This is a genomic window from Paenibacillus sp. SAFN-054 (genome assembly GCF_051966755.1).
Taxonomy (GTDB): Bacteria; Bacillota; Bacilli; order Paenibacillales; family Paenibacillaceae; genus Paenibacillus_AQ.
In genome coordinates this window covers 1-18,865 of record NZ_JBQCKS010000002.1, presented here as the reverse complement: position 1 = coordinate 18,865, position 18,865 = coordinate 1, and the positions used below count along the sequence as shown (strand labels likewise).

The window sequence follows — 18,865 nt, the reverse complement described above, 5'->3', positions numbered from 1 at the left end:
CGGTATTTCAAAGCAAACCTCATGGGAGATTGGAGCAAAACCATTGTATCGGAACCTGGAAGAATGCATTACAGACCTTGAAAAGCACGGGCATTTGGTACGCATCAAGGAAGAAGTGGACCCATACCTTGAGATGGCGGCCATTCATTTGAAGGTGTATGAAGCGGGCGGACCGGCCCTTTTGTTCGAACGTGTGAAAGGCTCGAAATACAAAGCGGTGTCCAACCTTTTCGGTGATATCACGCGCAGCAAGTTTATTTTCCGCGACACTTGGGACCGCACGCAGAGCATTATCGCCCTGCGCGATGATCCGATGAAGGCGGTCAAGCATCCTTTTCAAAATATCGGAAACGGATTCGGTGCGATCAAAGCACTGCCTATGAAGAAGCGCGGCCTGCCCGGCGATTTTGAAGAAATCCATATTTCGGATCTTCCCCAAATCCAGCACTGGCCTATGGACGGCGGGGCCTTTATTACCTTGCCGCAGGTATACTCCGAGGACCCGGAGAAGCCGGGTTTGATGAATTCGAATCTGGGGATGTACCGGATCCAGCTCAGCGGCAACGAGTACGAGACGAACAAGGACATCGGACTGCATTACCAGATTCACCGCGGGATCGGCGTGCATCAAACGAAGGCGAGCCAAAAGGGCGAACCGTTAAAAGTAAGTATTTTCGTAGGCGGACCGCCCGCCCACACCCTCTCGGCGATTATGCCCCTGCCGGAGGGACTCAGCGAAATGCTGTTTGCCGGCTTGCTGTCTGGCCGCCGTTTCCGGTACAGCTACGTGGACGGGTACTGCATCAGCCATGATGCCGATTTCGTGATTACAGGGGAGATTCATCCGGGGGATACCAAGCCCGAGGGACCTTTTGGCGACCATCTGGGCTATTACAGCCTGACGCATCCTTTTCCGGTCATGAAGGTACATAAGGTATATGCGAGAAGAAACGCCATCTGGCCTTTTACCGTGGTTGGCCGTCCTCCGCAAGAGGATACCTCGTTCGGCGAACTTATCCATGAACTGACGGGCGACGCCATCAAGCAGGAGATTCCGGGCGTCAAAGAGGTTCATGCCGTAGATGCCGCCGGTGTCCATCCGTTGCTGTTTGCTATTGGCAGCGAGCGCTATACGCCTTATCAGCGGGTGAAGCAGCCGACGGAGCTGCTGACGCTGGCCAACCGGATTCTGGGAACCGGGCAGCTGAGCCTCGCCAAATATCTGTTCATTACGGCCGAGGAGGATCGCAAGCTCGACTCCCATGACATGCCCGGCTTTATGACGTACATTTTGGAGCGGATGGATCTGCGCCGTGACATCCATTTTTACACGAATACGACGATCGACACGCTCGACTATTCGGGGACAGGCCTCAACAGCGGCAGCAAAGTCGTCTTTGCGGCCTATGGGGATAAGAAGCGGGAGCTGTGCAAAGATGTGCCGGATGCCTTTCAGAATCTGCGCGGATACGGAAATGCCCGGCTGGTTATGCCCGGCGTCGTCGCCCTGCAGGGCGCTGCCTTCACAAGCTATGAAAAGACGCGGGAGGAAATGGAGATTTTAAGTATCGCCATCGCTGAACAGGGTCCGATGGAGAGCTGTCCGATGATCATTGTGTGCGATGACAGCCGATTCCTGAGCGATACGATCAACAATTTTCTCTGGGTTACCTTTACCCGCAGCAATCCGTCCCATGATATTTACGGCGTCAACAGCGGCTATGAACACAAGCACTGGGCTTGCGATAATGTCATCATCGATGCCCGCACGAAACCGCACCAGGCACCGCCCCTGATTCCGGATCCGCAGGTTGAAGAGCGGATTCAGCGCTTTTTTGCCAAGGGAGGTAGCTTAGGCGGGATTTCTTTGCAATAGGGCCGCTCAAATGGAAAGGCTATTCCGACAGGTACAATCACCTGAGGGAATAGCCTTATTCACGTCTTTCCATCACGCTACCTCATGTGTCTCGGCAGCCGAAGCCGACATTCGGCATCATTTATTCCTCCTCGCCGGGATATTTCACGACCGGCCATTTCTCCTTTCGCAGCGCATGGAGCAGCTCCGGACTCGCATGGATGTTGTCCTGGACGAGCTGCCCGGGCGTCAGGGCCATCCATTGATTCAGGGATATGTCGGCAAACCGGCTGCTCTTGAACATTTCGAGAAACCATAATGTTTCGGTGCCCGTGTTTTGAATGTAGTGGCCGCTGGCAAAAGGAACATATCCGACGTCGCCTGCCCGGTAGTTGAAAGTCCGCGCGGCTCCGCTGCCGGCAAACACGGTCATGCGCCCCTGACCGGTCAAATAATATTGCCATTCATCCTGATTAGGGTGCCAGTGCAGCTCCCTCATGCCGCCTGGCTTGATCTCGACCAAAGCAGCAGCGATGGTCCGGGAGACCGGAAAATTCGCCGAATCAACGATCCTCACGCTGCCACCCGGCGTTATGGTCGGCTGCTGCGCGAGCAGACGATGCTTGAAGTTGAGAGGCACGCTGCCGTAGGGTGATTCGACCCGCTGGTTATCCAGTGGGCCCGGTACTGTATCCTGGAACATATAGACTTGTTTACGAGGCCGATGGTTGAATGCCTCTTCCGGAACGCCGAAGTTGGCGGCGAGCACGTCCTCCGGCGTATGGGCAAACCAATCTGAAATTGACAGGGTGCTCATCTCCGAGAAGCTTCCATCGTCGAACACGAGAAGGAATTCGGCTCCATCTGCAAGTCCCTGGATCGAATGGGGAATGCCAGCGGGGAAATACCAAAGATCACCCGGTCCGATATCGGCGAGGAAATTGCGGCCGTTTGGGTCCACGGCGGAGACGCGCGCTTCGCCCCGGATCATATATGCCCACTCCGCCTGCTGATGCCAGTGCATCTCGCGGACACCGCCTGGAGTCAAATACATGTTGACGCCAGCCAGCGTCCTTGCTACCGGCAGTTCCCGCTCGGTTATTTCCCGCGACCAGCCGCCATGATCGAGCTTCATGTGGGTGTCTGAAAAGGAAAACTTTAAATTGGATAGCAGTCCGGAATCCGTAGGCGGGGGGATGAACATATCCGGATTCTCGATGTCTCTCAGAACGTCACGCGGCCCCCAATCCACTCCGCCTGCGCCGTCGCTGCGAATAGGCTGGGGTATGCTTGCCAAGTTGCCGTTCGGTTTCCTGGTGTTTTCTTTCATGAATATCATTCCTCCAGACATCAGATAGAATCAACGATGCATATCTAGACATATGTATGAATTCGAGCCTGAACATTATGAGTACAGCGATGGTTTCAGAGGCCACTCGGAAAGAGGGGGTACGAATTATGATTTTCCTTTGCAAAAAGTGGCACAAAGTGGCATTATTACGTTAATCGCATGCGTAACTGCGGCTGTCTGGCGGATGTACCATTAATTGTTGAAAGGAAGTGCTTCCGAATGTTCCCGAACATCAAGACCGAAAGATTAATATTAAGAGAGATTACAGAGGAGGATACGGATAGCATCTTTGCTTGTTTTTCAAATCATGATGCCATGCGTCATTACGGCCAGGAAGCGTTCGAGAACGTGGAGCAGGCCGAGAAATTGATTGCCTTTTTTGCGGACAGCTACCGCGACAACCGCGGCATCCGGTGGGGAATCGAAAGGAAAGATGCTCCCGGGCTTATCGGCACGATCGGCTTCAATGCCTGGTCCCCCAAGCATCAGAGGGCGGAACTCGGATATGAGATTCATCCGGAGCATTGGCGCAAAGGGTATGCCTCCGAGGCCGCGGCAAGCATCCTGACTTACGGTTTTGAATTCATGAATTTGGCGCGGATCGGAGCGGTCGTATTCCCGGAGAATGATGCTTCGAAGGAGCTGCTGATCAAGCTTGGCTTCGAGAAGGAAGGCATCCTCCGAAATTATATGGTGCAATCCGGCGTTTCCCATCACACCGAGGTGTATTCGATCCTGAAAATGCGGCAGCGGCTTCTATGATCTGTTTTCATGACGAATGCTAGGATAACAGACAAGCACCCCCCCGTTAGCCTACGGTTCAACCTTGACGGTTGCAACCGTAAGCTACCCGGAAGGGTGCTTTTCTAATTGGAAAATAGGGGGCTTTATGCCATCATCCGTATGAATATGGATGGCTGGACCTTATTTGTGATTTTGGACTCTCCACTCATCCAGCTGCTTTTGGCATTCGGGGATGCTTTTGTCGATGCCTTGCTTTGATACGTCGATGAAAACGAGCGAAATATCCAGAACAATCGGCTACTTGGAACCGGGATACTTTTACAGGCAGTTCAAGAAATACACGGGGGTCTCGCCGACCGAATTCCGCAACATGATCAAAATCGCGGGCTGCCGGGATGAAAGGGCCTAACGGCGAAACAGCATCAGAATCACCGATCCTACGATGCTAATAAGGATACAGGTGACGATCGGAAAATAAACTTTGACGTTCTCCTTTTCATACACGATGTCGCCGGGCAGGCGGCCGAGCGGCAGCCACCGGCCTGCCAGCCACCAGATCAATCCGGCCGCAATCAGGACGATGCCGAGAATGATGAGCGTTTTGGATATGCCAGGCATAAAGGTTCAACTCCGTTCCAGGATACATTTTCAAGGATTTCAAGGATTTCATCAAAAGTGGGGTTCCTCATCGTTTATCATATACCAAGAAATGGGCAACCATCCTCCGATGACGCGAAAAGTGTGCTTCTACAGCCAAATGAGGAAGATATTTGAACGGAATAATGCAAAAAGTCTATCGCATCCGGAGCTGTTAAGCTTCGGGGGTGTGTGGCGTCAATAGGGATGCTTACGGATCAGTTCCACCAGGTTGCGTGCGGCTGCGCCAAGCGCTTCATCTTTGCGTGTGCAAATGGCAATGACGTTGCGCAGCTCGATGCCGTCGACGTACACGCGGGATAATTCTCCGCGGGCCACGTATTCGCGGACGACGAGCGAGGATACGAAATTGGCTCCATAGCCGGCAATGACGGCGGTGATCGCTTCATGCAGGCCATTAAACTGCAAAGCAATCTTGGGAGCAGGTGCATTATAGGTTCGGCAGAGGGCCAGCAGGCGCTCCCGTGTGGAGCTGCCTTCTTCGCGCATGACGAACGGTTCTTTCATCATATCCGCAAGCGCAACATGTTGATTGGCGTACTTGTGTCCCGGGGCGACGACGAACCACAGCTCGTCCTGAAACAACTCTTCCGCTTGCACCGAATCGGGGTATTCCTCCGGCAGACCGCCATAGATCGCCAAATCCGCTTCGACGTTCAGGAGGTGCCTCAGAGCGCCGCTGGAATTGGTTGTCGTAATCGTCATCTCGACATGCTCATGGAGCTGCTTGAATTTGGCGAGCCAGGCCGGAAGCAGGAAATGGGATGGAAGATAGGTAGCGGCTAGCCGGATATGACCATAGGTTCCGCGGCCGTAATCCGCAGCGAACTGCTCGATTTGCTGCTCGACGGCGAACAATCGCTTGGCGAGCACGGCCGTTTGTTCTCCCGCATCCGTCAATGCGATGCCGCGGCCTTGCGGCATGAGCAGCTGCAGGTTCAATTCCTTCTCGAATTTCTTGATCTGCGCGGTAATTGCGGGCTGGCTGATATTCAGCAGCTCCGAGGCGCGGGTGACGCTGCCGGTGGAAGCGATGACATGGAAAAGCCGCAAGGCGTGTAGGTTCATATTCTTTCTCCTTCTGGATAAATTATATATATAGTATATGATTTAAGGATAAATATATATTATTATTATCATTCTAATCCAACTATAATAAATCCAGAAGCGCTTCGAACTTAATTGCATGTTCAAAAAGTTTTTTGAACTATCTCTTAAAAGGAGTTGTATGAATATGAGACAAACGTGGGAACAAGTTGACGAATATATTACTGATCTGTTATGTCCGAATGACCGGGTGCTGGATGATGTGCTCATTGCGAACCGGAAAGCGGATTTGCCGGAAATCGACGTGACGGCCGCCCAAGGCAAACTGCTGCAACTGCTCGTTCAAATGAAAGGCGCCAAGCGGATTCTGGAAATTGGTACGCTCGGCGGCTACAGCACGATCTGGATGGCCAGAGGCCTGCCTGACGATGGCAAAATCATTACGCTGGAGCTGAACCCCCATCATGCGGAGGTGGCGAAGGCGAACATCGCGCATGCCGGGCTGGGACATAGAGTTGAGGTTCGGACAGGAGATGCCCTGCAGCAACTGGCCCGAATGAAGGAAGAGCAGATGGAGCCCTTCGACCTGATTTTTATCGATGCAGACAAACCGAACAACCCGCAGTATTTGACATGGTCTTTGGAATTCTCCCATCCGGGGACGGTCATCATTGGGGATAATGTCATCCGGGAAGGGGAGATTACGAACAAGCACAGCACCGATCCCCGTATACAGGGAGTCAGACAGTTCTATGAAATGATCTCCTCGGACGGACGGATTTCTGCAACGGCCATTCAAACGGTTGGCAGTAAGGGGTATGACGGTTTGATGATCGGAATCGTCAGAGGTTAGGCATGGAAGAAGCGGAGTGAAGAATTGAAACGAAATCTATGTTTGACCCTGCGAACGCGGAGCCCAAGCTTTTTTCGGGAATCCGCGTTTTTTCATGATGAATGTTTAAACCTTATACTTCTCCATTGCTTAAGACCCAGCGTTTTCTTTCATCATTTGCGCTTCTGTCAAAATCCGTTCAATCGGCATACGTATTTATGAAATTAGAGGGATAGAAATCCGGGCCCGTTCCATCGATAATTGGAATATATTGAAAGGTTTTGCGAAGGGAACATCGATGCAAAAACAGGAGGAGAATACCAGTGTCCAGAATACGATCACGCCTGCTTTCTTTACTCATTGCGCTTATGATAGCGCTCACCGTACAAGCCGGAAAGACTCACGGGGAAGGCGCCCCGGTGCCTGAACTTGATTGGTCGAAGGAATATGGAGCCTGGTCTGCGGGCGAAGGGGTCATACCGACGTCAGACGGAGGGTATTTGGCTATGGGAAGCCTGACAGAACAGGAGATGACGGGGGACTGGGAGTCCTATTCCCAGAAGGCCTATATCGTCAAGGTGGATGCGGAAGGAACGACCGAGTGGGAGCAGAAGCTGGCCCACGCAGGCTCAGAGACCAATGCGGCTTACCAGGCAATCGAAACCAAAGACGGGGGATACCTCGTGATCGGTTCCACAACAAACACTTCGGGCCAGCCGTTCAGCCAGCTGCTGATGATCAGGCTGGATGGTTCGGGCCGGATAGTATGGGAGCAGTCGAAGGAGGAGGACGGGATTCACAGCACTCCGCAAGCGGTGGTCGAAACGGATGGCGGCGACTTCTTGATAGGGGGAAAAGGAATCTCCAACATGAGCTACAGCACGGCCTACATACTTAAAGTGAATGGAAGCGGGCAGGAGTTGTGGTATAAGAAATACCGCTTTGGCGACAGCCAGTATTTCAATGATCTCATACCCGCGGTAGATGGCGGTTATATCGCCGTCGGCGGAATCGACAGTCCGGATTATGAGCCGGGTGACCAGGATGCGCTGCTCATGATGAAAGTCAATGACGAAGGCGAACAGCTTTGGATGAAGCAAATCGGCGATCCGGGCACCGATTGGGGAGCGTTCGCGGTGACCCCCTCCAGTGACGGCGGCTATATGCTCGGAAGCCAAAAGGTCATCAACCAGCAAAGAATTACCGTGCTGACGAAAACCGATGCGGACGGGCAGGCATTGTGGCAAAAGACGTATGCGGCCGGCGCCGATGTGGAAGTGTTCAACCAGCTTGTCAAAACGGCCGATGGATATGCGCTTCTCGGGGGAAATGCTTCCGGGGACTATCTAAACCGGAAAATTCAATACGACTTGATGAGCGTAAACGGCACGGGAGAAGAAATGCAGCGGACACTCTTCAAAGGCGCGCAAATTTCCCGTTATGGCAAGGGAAGCGCCGCGCATGATGGAGGGTTTGTCTTTCCGGGAACAGTGAAACTCGGAGAAAAGACAAAGCTCCAGCTGATGAAGCTGGCTCCCGTCGACAACCCGGCTCCGGAGGAAGAGAAGAGCCTTTCGGACATTGCTTTTTCGGAGCAGGCAAAAACGCTGAAGGAAGGCACGAGCGCACCGACAGTGCTGCAGGCAAAATATGCTGATGGATCGTCCGGGGACCTGTCGAGTGCAGCAACGTACCGTTCCGACAATCCGGATGTCGCCACAGTCGATGCAACGGGGCGCGTTACGGCCCTGTCGCCAGGCGAGACGCGAATCCAAGCGGATTTCCAAAACCAGAGCGCAGCCTTGAAGGTGACCGTACTTCCGGAAAACTCCGAGGAGTTCGAGCCGGCATATGGTCAGATCCAATTCGATTCAGAAGAGTACTCGCTTGCAGCCGGTGCCCTGATTGATCTTCATCTGATTTATAAGGAGAATGCCACGGGCATAGAAACAAATGTGACAGACAAGGCCGTGTTCCGCAGCGATCATCCCGATATTGCCGGTGTGGACGCAGAAGGAAATCTGGTGGGACGCCGGGCCGGGACGACCCGGATTTACGCGGCGTATAAAGGCAAATCCGTGTCAGCGATCGTGCAGGTCATGCGGGCGTCGAGCCCTAAGCCGGCAGTGCCTGAAGGCTCTGCCGCCGCTGTCAAGGGCACAGCCCCTGATGCAAAATGATGGTGATCCATGATCCTGATAGCAAGGAGCAGCCGAAAGGCTGCTCTTTTTCATGTTGTTGACGCTTCCCTAAGAGGAGACCGCATGAACATTTCGTCAGGGTGCAGCCCTTTTTTGCATTCTTAAACAGACCGGCTTCAGAAAATTTTGTTAAGTGAATTGACAAAAGGAAATCCTTGGCATATATTGAGGTTAGTTACTTGAGTAATTAACCAGTTGGGTGGTGAAGAGGTGGGACCGATTATGGATGACGGGCGTCCTATTTTTATACAAATCGCGGAGAAGATCGAAGACGACATCATTGGGGAAGGACTGCCTGAGGAAACGCAGGTCCCTTCGACCAATCAGTTTGCCTCCTTTTATCAGATTAATCCTGCGACCGCAGCGAAGGGAGTCAATCTTCTGGTTGATCAAGGCATTCTGTACAAGAAGAGGGGGATCGGCATGTTTGTCGCGTCAGGGGCAAGAGAAAAGCTGGTGGAGAAGCGGAAGGAACAATTCTACGAGCAGTTTGTCATCACCATGATCCATGAGGCGAAGAAGCTGGGGATTACGATCGACCAATTAACGGACATGGTCCGGAGAGGGGATGGCTTGAAATGAATCCGATCGTCGAAGTGAATCGGCTGAATAAAACCTATGGCAAGGAATCGGTCATTAAGGATGTCAGCTTTGTCATCGAGCAGAACAAAATTTACGGCTTGCTTGGCAGAAACGGTGCTGGCAAAACGACCATCATGCATATCCTTACTGCACAGCTTTTTCCGACGAGCGGCGACATGCGGGTGTTCGGGGAGCAGCCTTACGAAAATAACCGGGTGCTCCGCCGGATTTGCTTCATCAAAGAGAGCCAGAAATACCCGGATACATTCCGAATCGTGGATGTTTTGGCGGTCGCCGCGTCCATTTACCCGAACTGGGATCAGGCATATGCGCTGCAGCTCGTGGAGGATTTTCGCCTTCCTTTGAAAAGAGGAATGAAGAAGCTGTCGAGGGGGATGCTCTCTTCCGTGGGGATTATCATCGGGCTGGCCAGCCGCGCGCCGCTGACGATATTCGATGAGCCTTACCTCGGCCTCGATGCGGTCGCCAGGAATCTGTTTTATGAAAGACTGATAGAAGATTATGCGGAGCATCCGCGGACGTTCATTTTATCCACGCATTTGATTGATGAAGTCAGCAATTTGCTGGAGCATGTCATCCTGATTGACGCAGGGAAAATTCTGATGGATGAGGATGCCGATGAGATCAGGGAAAAGGCATATACGGCCATCGGCCCGGCACAGCACGTCAGGACGCTTACGGCGGGCCAACAAATCATTCACCAGGAGTCCATCGGCGGCATAATGACAGCGACCGTGCTTGAGCCCTTGAACGAGACAAAAAGACGCGAAGCGGAGGCGCTGGGCATTGAGATTGCGCCGGTACCCCTCCAGCAACTTATTGTGCATCTAACAGGCGATAAAGGAAACGGAAAGGTGGCGGATTGCTGATGAGAATGACTGGCGTATTGAAAATGCATTGGCGCGATAAAACGGTTTGGATTTATGTGCCGTGGGTCGTATTATTGATTAGCTTCGCCATAAATATATTCATTGGGATCGTGGCGAAAGGACAGGACATTCATTCGGGCGGCATTGCCTCCATCTATGTGTATATGTTTATCGCTATTCTCATCGTACAGGCGCAGACGTTTCCATTTTCGCTTGGTATGAGCATCCGCAGAACGGATTATTTCATCGGCACCTCACTCATGTGCCTCCTTGTCAGCGCCGGTTCCAGCGCGATATTATTTCTGCTGTCGGTGGTGGAGGACTTGACGGACGGCTGGGGCGTGAACCTGGGTTATTTCTTTCTTCCGTTTATGAGCGATCTCTCCCCGGTTGCACGGTTTGGAATTTTCTTCGTCGTCATGCTGCACATGTTCTTTCTCGGCTTCGTCATTTCGGGTATTCACCGCAGATTCGGAAGAAATGGCTTGTACGTATTTTTTACCGTATTATTGCTGCTCAGCAGCATTGGCAGCTTTGCGATGACCTATTATGAGCGTTGGATGGACCTGTTCATCTGGATTTCGCATCATTACTTGGACCTGTTCGTCTGGATGATCCCGCTGATCGTCATTTACGCGCTGCTATCCTACGGTTTGCTCCGCAAGTCCACCGTATCTTGAATCAGAAAGGATCAAATTCGAAGCAGAATCTTTCCGGTACCACAAGAAAACAGCAGCTTAAAGCGGTCGGTCTCTTGAAGAGTACCTCGGATAGACGTTTGTCTTAACGAAATGCGATACAACGGTGCAAATCTCATGCTGCATATAAACCTCCCGATTGCTTGGTTGCGGCCGAGAAATCGGGAGTTTTCTTACACATAAACGTACTTACCGATCCATTCATTCAAGCTCTCTGGCACCTATGAAAGCGCTTCAAAAAAACTTCTTGCCAAGGGGTAACACCCTTGTTATAATCGCTTTGAAAAGGTTTTCTTGCAAAGGAAGTTTGAAACTATGAAGCCAACAATTAGAGATGTAGCCAAAATGGCGGACGTATCCATCAGCACCGTATCCCGGGTGATGAATGCGCCTGAGTCGGTCATCGAGAGTAAGAGAATACGCGTTTTGGAGGCGATTGAGAAGCTTCAGTATCAGCCCAACTCTTTTGCGCGAGGCTTGATTTACAGGAAATCCTTCACGCTCGGCCTGCTCATTCCGGATATCGAGAATTTTTATTATACAGGCATCATCCGGGGGATGCAGGATGCATGCATCAAGCTGGGTTACAGCCTGATGATCTGCAATACGGATAGGGATAAGAGCAGGCTTCTCTCGTATATCGATGCTTTTCACGAGAAGCAGGTGGATGGTGTCGTCTTCGCAAGCGACGTCATGTTTCCGGAATACTACGAGAAGCTGGTGCGCTGCCGAATTCCGTTTGTGCTCCTCTCGACGCATTCTGAAGAATACGACGTTCCCTGCGTGGAGATCGATGATGAGAAGGCAGCATACGACGCGGTGAAATTTCTGATTGACCTCGGCCATGAGGAGATCGGAATGATCGGCTTCAATCACGATAATTCCATTTCCGGACCGCCCCGGTATCATGGCTTCACCAGAGCACTGGAAGAATCCGGTCTTAGCCGAAGCAAAGATAAGATCAGATGCGCGACACACCGTTTCGAGCATGCCTACCATGCTGCACATGACTTATTTACGGATTATCCCGAGATAACGGCGGTATTTTGCGTTGCCGATGAATTCGCCATGGGGGTGATTTCCTATCTGAAGGACCGGAACATTCTCGTTCCCGGCCAGGTATCGGTCGTCGGATTCGATAACCTGCGTATCGCGAATATGTTCATTCCAAAGCTGACCACGATCGCGCAGCCGATGTACGACATGGGGTTCCGCGCGGCGGAGAAGCTGCATGAATTGGTTACGACAGGCTCCGTCAAGGTTCTAAGGGAACGGATGGAGCATAAATTGATTGTCAGGGAGTCCTCGCGGCAAAGGTGAAGTTTACGGTTTTATGACTTTTGAAAAGCTTTTCAGAATTTGTCCCGTTGGTTGGATAAGCGAGCTATGGGGTAATGATTAAAGTTCTGATAACAATGAATTGAATACATTTTAGCTCGAAGTCCTTCTACTTATGAAAACGCTATCTCTAGAAAAAATCCTTGATTCTGTAAGGAGGTGATCCGCAGGCTGTTACAGTGGATGGATTATCGATAGGACAAAGAATGTGCTCGACAAAAGTTATACGTTCGCTAAGGGCGTCATTTGCCGAGGGTTCTGCAAGACAAACTTTTTGCCTTAATCATGATAAAAAAGGGGATGTATACTGTATGACCAAAGCACGGAAAGCAAGAACATCGATACTGCTCTCGCTGTGCCTGTCCTTTACCATGCTGCTAAGCGCCTGTGGCGGATCCGGGGATGCCGGGCCTACGAAAGAGCCTGCGGCTTCCGGCGGCGACAATAAGGAGACGACGGAGACAACCGCACCGCCTTCCGATAACGCTTCAGGTTCACCACTCGAGCTCGCGATGCAAGGCAAGTATAAAGGAACGAAGGTCACCATGTTCGGACCTTTCGTGGATGCCGACCAGAAGAAATTTGAAGACAGCATTAAGGAGTTCGAAGATAAGACAGGGATCGATATCCAGTATGAAGGCTCCAAGGAATTCGAGGCTACGATCAACGTGCGTGTGGACGGCGGCAGCGCGCCGGATATTGCCGACTTCCCGCAGCCGGGACTGCTGGCTTCCATCTCCAAAACCGGCAAAGTCGTCGACCTGACGAAAGTCCTCGATCAGGAAAAGCTGAAGAAGAATTACAACCAAAGCTGGCTCGATATGGGTACCATGGACGGCAAAGACGGCAAAATCATGGCCGGTATCTGGAACCGAAGCAACGTGAAGAGCTTGGTATGGTATCCGAAGAAGCAGTTTGACGAAGCGGGCTACAAAGTGCCGCAAACATGGGATGAAATGATGGCTCTGACCGAGCAAATCGCCAAGGATGGCGATCCTGCCTGGGCGATCGGCATCGAGAGCGGCGCGGCTACCGGCTGGCCGGCAACCGACTGGGTGGAGAACATCATGCTGCGCACGACCACACCGGAAAACTACGACAAATGGGTCAAGGGCGAGCTGCCTTTCACTTCGCCTGAGGTGAAGAATGCCATGGACATTATGTCGAAGATCTGGATGAACAAAGATTATGTATACGGTGGCACGAAATCGATCGTAACGACCGCTTTCGGCGACGCGCCAAAGCCGATGTTCGAGAACCCGCCAAAGGCCTGGTTCAACCTGACAGGCAACTTCATTACCAGCTTCTTCCCGGAAACGGCCAAAGTGGATCAGGATTACGACTGGTTCTACCTGCCGCCGATCGACGAGAAGTACGGCAAACCGGTGCTCGTAGCCGGCGACATCTACGCCATGTTCAATGACCGCCCTGAAGTTCGCGCGGTAATGGAATTCTTCACGACGGGCGAATCCATCAAGAAGTGGGTCCAATCCGGCGGCGTCATCGCACCGATGAACGATGCCTCCCTCGACTGGTATAATTCCGAATCCGACAAGCGGATGGCGAAGCTGGTACAGGATGCGACGACGCTCCGCTTTGACGGTTCCGACCTGATGCCGGGCAAAGTGGGCGCAGGCTCCTTCTGGAAAGGGATGACCGACTACGTCAGCGGCACCGCGAAGCTGGACGACGCGCTGCAGCAGATTCAAAAGGGCTGGGACAACTAGCATTCATTGATTTGATATTGATAGCTGGAGAAGGGGCAGTTTCAGAACAATGCTGGCTGCCCTTTTTCAGATATTGGAGGGTAGGGATGACCTATGGATACACAGGCCAAAAACAAATCCAGCATGAAAGCTGTGCTGATCCTTCTTATTGTGCTGCTGGGCAATATCATCGTCCATGGCGCAATCTTCATGTTCTTCAGGGATTCCACACTTAACCCGCTGCTGACGGCGCTTGCCGCGGTCATCTGGGGAGTGGTGGGCGTTTATATTCTGTATTTCACATTCAGCAAGGCCGTGGACCAGTTTCCGGAACGCGTGGGCAGGAGGATCCTTCCGTACGTGTTCATCGGCCCCGCCGTCCTGCTGCTTGGCTGGCTGCTGGTGCTGCCGGCGCTGCGGACCTTGTACCTGAGCTTCTTTAATGCATCTTCTGATAAGTTCGTCGGTCTGGGCAACTACCTGGCAATCTTCAGCGACCGTCTGCTCGCGACTGCTTTGCGTAACAACCTGCTGTGGGTTTTCGTCGGTACACTGGCTTGCGTGGCTCTCGGCCTGCTGATTGCCATCCTTGCGGACCGGAGCAGTTATGAGCGGATCGCAAAATCGATCATCTTCATGCCGATGGCCATTTCCTTCGTGGCTGCCGGCGTCATTTGGAAGTTCGTGTACTATTATCAGCCGGGAACCGAGCAGATCGGTCTCCTGAACGCTATCGTGATCGCGCTCGGCGGCGAGCCGCAGGCCTGGGTAACGATGCTGCAGCCGTGGAATAACTTCTTCCTCATCCTGATCCTGATCTGGATGCAGACGGGATTCGCGATGGTGATTTTCTCCGCGGCGATCAAGGGCGTCCCGGAGGATATTCTGGAGGCGGCACGCGTGGACGGAGCCGGAGAAATCCGCATCTTCTTCCGTATCATCATTCCGTTCATCTCGACGACGCTGCTTACCGTGACGACGACGATCATCGTGTTCACGCTGAAAATCTTCGACGTCGTGATGGTCATGACCGGCGGCCAGTACGACACCGAGGTCGTCGCAACGCAGTTCTACCGTCAGTTCTTCATGTACCGCAACTTCGGATACGGCTCGACGCTGGCCATCGTGCTGCTGATCGCGGTCCTGCCTGTCATCTATTTCAACCTTCGTCAAATCCGCAAGCAGGGGGGGTTCTAAAATGGCCGGAAGAAAAAAGAAAAAAGGCAAGAAGTGGATCGTCAATCTCGTGCTGGGCGTTATTTGCTTTCTGTGGCTGATTCCAACCGTGGGCCTGCTGATCTCCTCCTTCCGACCTGCCGCGGATATTCTTCAAACCGGCTGGTGGAAGGTGTTCCCGCATCAGGAATGGAAGGCGGCAGACACGATCAAGCTGTCCAAGGACGTGGATCTGCGCGGACCGATCGAGGTGAACGGCAAGACGTATACGGACGACCAGCTTAAGGCGGGCGTAAAGGCCGGAGATGACCGGTTAATCTGGGAGAACCGCAGAAACCGGGAAATCAGCGTGGAGGAACAAGGCTGGGTCGCAAGCTCCAAGCTGACGCTGGATAACTACAAAAATGTTATTTCGGGCAAGGAATATACGATCAAGGGAGCCGATGGCAGCGAAACGAAGGAAAAAGGCACGGGGCTCTCGCAGGCGTTCTGGAACACGCTGACGATTGCCATTCCTGCCACGGTTATTCCGATCCTGATCGCTTCCTTTGCGGCCTATGCTTTTGCGTGGCTTCGCTTTCCGGGAAGAAAAACGATGTTCGTCGTGATCATTGCGATGCTGGTCGTTCCGCTGCAGGTAGCGCTCATTCCGGTGCTTAAGGATTATACGGCACTCGGCCTGAACGGAAGCTATCTCGGCATTTGGCTGGCGCACTCGGCTTTTGGTCTGCCGCTGGTGACCTATTTTATGTACAACTTTATCAGCCAGCTGCCGAAGGATTTGTTCGAATCCGCCTTCATGGACGGAGCCAGCCATTTCACGATCTTCAGCCGGCTGATCCTGCCGCTGTCGGTGCCAGCGCTGGCTTCCATCGGAATCTTCCAGTTCCTGTGGGTATGGAATGACTATCTCGTATCGCTGATTTTTATCGGCAACCAGCCGAATGTGCAGGTCATGTCCATGAAGATTGCGGATCTGGTCGGTTCGCGCGGAAACGACTGGCATCTGCTCACGTCGGCCGCCTTCATCTCCATGCTGATGCCGCTGGCCATTTTCTTCCTGCTGCAAAAGTATTTCGTCAGAGGCTTGATGGGCGGCTCGGTCAAAGGTTAATGCAATCCGCAAGCACCCTATGATTCGCCCTATGGATAGGAGGACATCATTCGATGAAAATGAAAGCCTATGTGCGTCCGGAGGCACTGTACCCTTACCGGGAATGGAGCCTGACCGAAGAAGCTTATGATGATGAAAACAACCAGAGAAGCGAGAGCGTCTTCGCGGTGGGAAACGGATATATCGGAATGCGGGGTAACTTCGAGGAAGGGTACCACGGCGTCAAGGGGAAATCGGTAACGGGCAATTACGTGAACGGGTTTTACGATGCGAAGCCGATCGTCTATCCGGAAGGAGCTTACGGTTATCCATCCAAGAACCAATCCATGCTGAATTTAACGAATGCGCAGTGCGTCAATATTCAATTGGAAGAGGAGCCGTTTCACTTGAATACCGGCACGGTGCTGTCCTTTACACGGGAGCTCGATATGAGGCGGGGTTATCTGCGCCGGCAGGTGGAATGGGAAGCTCCCTCGGGAGGCAGGATACGGCTGAACTTCAGTCGATTGGTTTCCTTTGCGGATCAGCATCTCGCGGCCATCCGAATCGAAGTGGAATCCGTCGACTATACAGGGAGATTCCGGATGCATTCCTACATGGACGGTGAGATCGAGGAAGCCGAGGCGACGGATGATCCGCGCCTCGGTTCGGGCGGCGAGGAGCCCAGCCTGATTCCGGAGGGGATGGAGCACCGGGGGAATCTGGCCATCCTGAGGCAGCGCACCCGGCATTCGGGCTTTAAGCTGCTTACCGCGATCAGTCACGAATTTGCCGCCGGCCGCGCATTCGAATCTACGGATCGCGCGGAAGGGGAGCAGATCGGCACGCACTTCAACCTGAAGCTGGCGCCGGGCGACAAGGTGACCCTGACCAAGTATATTTCGTACCACACATCGATGGACGAAGCTGAACTGGAACTCGAAATGCGGGCTGCCAATACGCATCAAAAGGCTGCAGAGTACGGATTCGACGGGCTGTTGAACGCCCAGGAGGCCTACCTCGCGTCCTTCTGGCAGCATGCGGACGTGGAAATCGAAGGCGACCCTGCGCTTCAGCAGGGGATCCGTTTCAACAGCTTCCAGCTGCTGCAGTCAGTCGGACGGGACGGGAGAACGAACATCGGCGCCAAAGGTCTGACGGGAGAAGGATATGAAGGACATTATTTTTGGGATACGGAAATGTACATGATGCCCTTTTTCACCTACACCCAGCCGGACATTGCCCGATCGCTGATGGAGTTCCGGTATGCCACGCTGGATAAGGCACGCAGCCGCGCCGAAGTCATGTCGCAGAAGGGTGCGCTCTATCCCTGGCGGACAATCGACGGAGAAGAGAATTCAGCCTACTTCCCTGCGGGGACGGCCCAGATGCATATTAACGCGGATATCGCCTATGCCATCAGGCAGTATGTACAGGCGACAGGTGACGAGGAGTTCCTTGTCAGCAAGGGCGCCGAAATTCTGTTCGAGACATCCCGGTTCTGGGCCGATCTCGGACACTACAATGAAGCCAAGGGCGGAGCCTTCTGTATCGATGGCGTTACAGGTCCGGATGAGTACACGGCGATCGTCAACAACAACACCTATACGAACCTCATGGTGCAGAGCCAGCTGAATTACGCCTGTGATACGGCCCATCGGATGCGCCGGGATTATCCGGAGGAGTATGAGCGGGTCTCGGAGGCGATCGGACTGACGGAAGACGAAATCAAAGGCTGGAAAGAAGCAGCCTCCCGCATGTTCATCCCCTATGATGACACGCTCGGCATTTATGCGCAGGACGATAGCTTCCTGTCCAAGAAAAAATGGGATTTCGAGCATACGCCGGAGGATAAATACCCGCTCCTGCTCCATTATCACCCGCTGGTCATCTATCGGCATCAGGTGCTGAAGCAGGCAGATACGGTAATGGTCATGTTCCTGCTCGGCGAGCTGTTTACGCAGGAGGAGAAGATAAGGAACTATCGGTATTACGAGCCGCTGACCACGCATGACTCGTCGCTGTCGCCGTGCATCCACAGCATCGTGTCCGCCGAGATCGGCGATCTGGAAGAGGCGTACGCCTATTTTGACCGGACAGTACGGATGGATCTGGATGATATTAACCGCAATGCGAAGGATGGACTGCATACCGCAGCCATGGCCGGCTCATGGATGTCCATTGTCAACGGATTTGCCGGTATGCGCTTGAAGGAAGGAGAGCTTAGCTTCCGTCCGGCGCTGCCCGGAAAATGGGAGTCCTGCACCTTCCGGGTCACTTATCGCGGGCAGCTGCTCAAGGTCCGGATGGGGAGGGAAGGGACGAGCTATACATTGGTGCAAGGGGATCAGGTTTCGTTCTTGCATAAAGGGAAACGGGTGACGGTGAAAGGCGGCGAAACGGTTGTCATGGAGGCATGATCTTTGCTAGAAAAAGAGCGCGGAAGTTTGCGGCAAGATGCGGTGAAACGCTGGGCTTGGCCGTACTTCCGCTTTCTTCTAAGCGATCATGGGGAGAGGGATTCATTATTTTCAAGAAAATGCTTGACGCTAACTAGCTTGTCATGATAAGATCTATTTTGTCGCCGCAAACGAATTGTAATGCGGAAGACATTGATCCATATGCGGTCGTGGCGGAATTGGCAGACGCGCACGGTTCAGGTCCGTGTGGGCTAACCCCCCGTGGAGGTTCGAGT

Annotated in this window: 16 protein-coding genes; 13 read left to right on the top strand and 3 right to left on the bottom strand. The window is 52.9% G+C overall.

The window, feature by feature from the left end; genetic code table 11:
- The first annotated feature begins 43 nt into the window (after positions 1-43).
- Positions 44-1,876 (top strand): UbiD family decarboxylase, encoded by a 1,833-nt coding sequence (locus tag ACTHPM_RS11575; protein ID WP_440396210.1) that lies wholly within the window; start codon positions 44-46, stop codon positions 1,874-1,876.
- Positions 1,877-1,997: 121 nt separating this feature from the next.
- On the opposite strand, the gene ACTHPM_RS11570 is transcribed toward ACTHPM_RS11575, so the two are convergent.
- Positions 1,998-3,185, bottom strand: a complete 1,188-nt coding sequence (locus tag ACTHPM_RS11570) for an oxalate decarboxylase family bicupin (protein WP_440396211.1) — start codon at positions 3,183-3,185, stop codon at positions 1,998-2,000.
- A gap of 240 nt (positions 3,186-3,425) precedes the next feature.
- Here ACTHPM_RS11570 and ACTHPM_RS11565 point away from each other — a divergent pair, with 240 nt between their 5' ends.
- Both ACTHPM_RS11565 and ACTHPM_RS11560 read left to right on the top strand, forming a co-directional pair.
- Positions 3,426-3,968, top strand: a complete 543-nt coding sequence (locus ACTHPM_RS11565) for a GNAT family N-acetyltransferase (protein WP_440396212.1) — start codon at positions 3,426-3,428, stop codon at positions 3,966-3,968.
- Between the two features lie 226 nt (positions 3,969-4,194).
- Positions 4,195-4,359 carry a helix-turn-helix domain-containing protein gene (locus ACTHPM_RS11560; RefSeq protein WP_440396213.1) on the top strand — a complete coding sequence of 55 codons (165 nt, stop codon included), beginning with the start codon at positions 4,195-4,197 and terminating at the stop codon, positions 4,357-4,359.
- Here ACTHPM_RS11560 and ACTHPM_RS11555 read toward each other — a convergent pair.
- Positions 4,356-4,568, bottom strand: a complete 213-nt coding sequence (locus ACTHPM_RS11555; protein WP_440396214.1) for a DUF2905 domain-containing protein — start codon at positions 4,566-4,568, stop codon at positions 4,356-4,358. The two genes, ACTHPM_RS11560 and ACTHPM_RS11555, sit on opposite strands and share 4 nt — an antisense overlap.
- A 216-nt stretch (positions 4,569-4,784) precedes the next feature.
- Positions 4,785-5,675: a LysR substrate-binding domain-containing protein gene (locus ACTHPM_RS11550; RefSeq protein ID WP_440396215.1), complete on the bottom strand. Its 891-nt coding sequence runs from the start codon at positions 5,673-5,675 to the stop codon at positions 4,785-4,787.
- A gap of 160 nt (positions 5,676-5,835) precedes the next feature.
- Here ACTHPM_RS11550 and ACTHPM_RS11545 point away from each other — a divergent pair, with 160 nt between their 5' ends.
- From ACTHPM_RS11545 to ACTHPM_RS11500, 10 genes are all read left to right on the top strand, one after another.
- Positions 5,836-6,507, top strand: coding sequence for an O-methyltransferase (locus tag ACTHPM_RS11545; protein ID WP_440396216.1), 672 nt, complete (start codon positions 5,836-5,838; stop codon positions 6,505-6,507).
- 302 nt (positions 6,508-6,809) lie between these two features.
- On the top strand, positions 6,810-8,666 hold the full coding sequence (locus tag ACTHPM_RS11540; RefSeq protein ID WP_440396217.1) for an Ig-like domain-containing protein: 1,857 nt from the start codon (positions 6,810-6,812) through the stop codon (positions 8,664-8,666).
- 243 nt (positions 8,667-8,909) lie between these two features.
- Positions 8,910-9,269 (top strand): GntR family transcriptional regulator, encoded by a 360-nt coding sequence (locus tag ACTHPM_RS11535; protein WP_440396267.1) that lies wholly within the window; start codon positions 8,910-8,912, stop codon positions 9,267-9,269.
- Positions 9,266-10,159, top strand: a complete 894-nt coding sequence (locus ACTHPM_RS11530; protein ID WP_440396218.1) for an ABC transporter ATP-binding protein — start codon at positions 9,266-9,268, stop codon at positions 10,157-10,159. The genes ACTHPM_RS11535 and ACTHPM_RS11530 overlap by 4 nt, the downstream gene beginning before the upstream one ends.
- Positions 10,159-10,839, top strand: coding sequence for a hypothetical protein (locus ACTHPM_RS11525; protein ID WP_440396219.1), 681 nt, complete (start codon positions 10,159-10,161; stop codon positions 10,837-10,839). Before ACTHPM_RS11530 ends, ACTHPM_RS11525 begins: the two co-directional genes overlap by 1 nt.
- A 333-nt stretch (positions 10,840-11,172) precedes the next feature.
- Entirely contained in the window at positions 11,173-12,177 is a 1,005-nt protein-coding gene (locus ACTHPM_RS11520) for a LacI family DNA-binding transcriptional regulator (protein WP_440396220.1), read from the top strand.
- A 329-nt stretch (positions 12,178-12,506) separates the two neighbouring features.
- A complete protein-coding gene (locus ACTHPM_RS11515; protein ID WP_440396221.1) occupies positions 12,507-13,922 on the top strand; it encodes an ABC transporter substrate-binding protein in 1,416 nt (471 codons plus the stop codon).
- Between the two features lie 93 nt (positions 13,923-14,015).
- The gene (locus ACTHPM_RS11510) at positions 14,016-15,098 is read left to right on the top strand and encodes a carbohydrate ABC transporter permease (RefSeq protein WP_440396222.1); all 1,083 of its coding nucleotides are present in this window, start codon (positions 14,016-14,018) and stop codon (positions 15,096-15,098) included.
- A gap of 1 nt (position 15,099) precedes the next feature.
- Complete coding sequence (locus tag ACTHPM_RS11505) at positions 15,100-16,191, top strand: carbohydrate ABC transporter permease (protein WP_440396223.1); 1,092 nt, start codon at positions 15,100-15,102, stop codon at positions 16,189-16,191.
- A gap of 53 nt (positions 16,192-16,244) precedes the next feature.
- Positions 16,245-18,590 carry a glycoside hydrolase family 65 protein gene (locus tag ACTHPM_RS11500; protein ID WP_440396224.1) on the top strand — a complete coding sequence of 782 codons (2,346 nt, stop codon included), beginning with the start codon at positions 16,245-16,247 and terminating at the stop codon, positions 18,588-18,590.
- Positions 18,591-18,865: the final 275 nt, after the last annotated feature.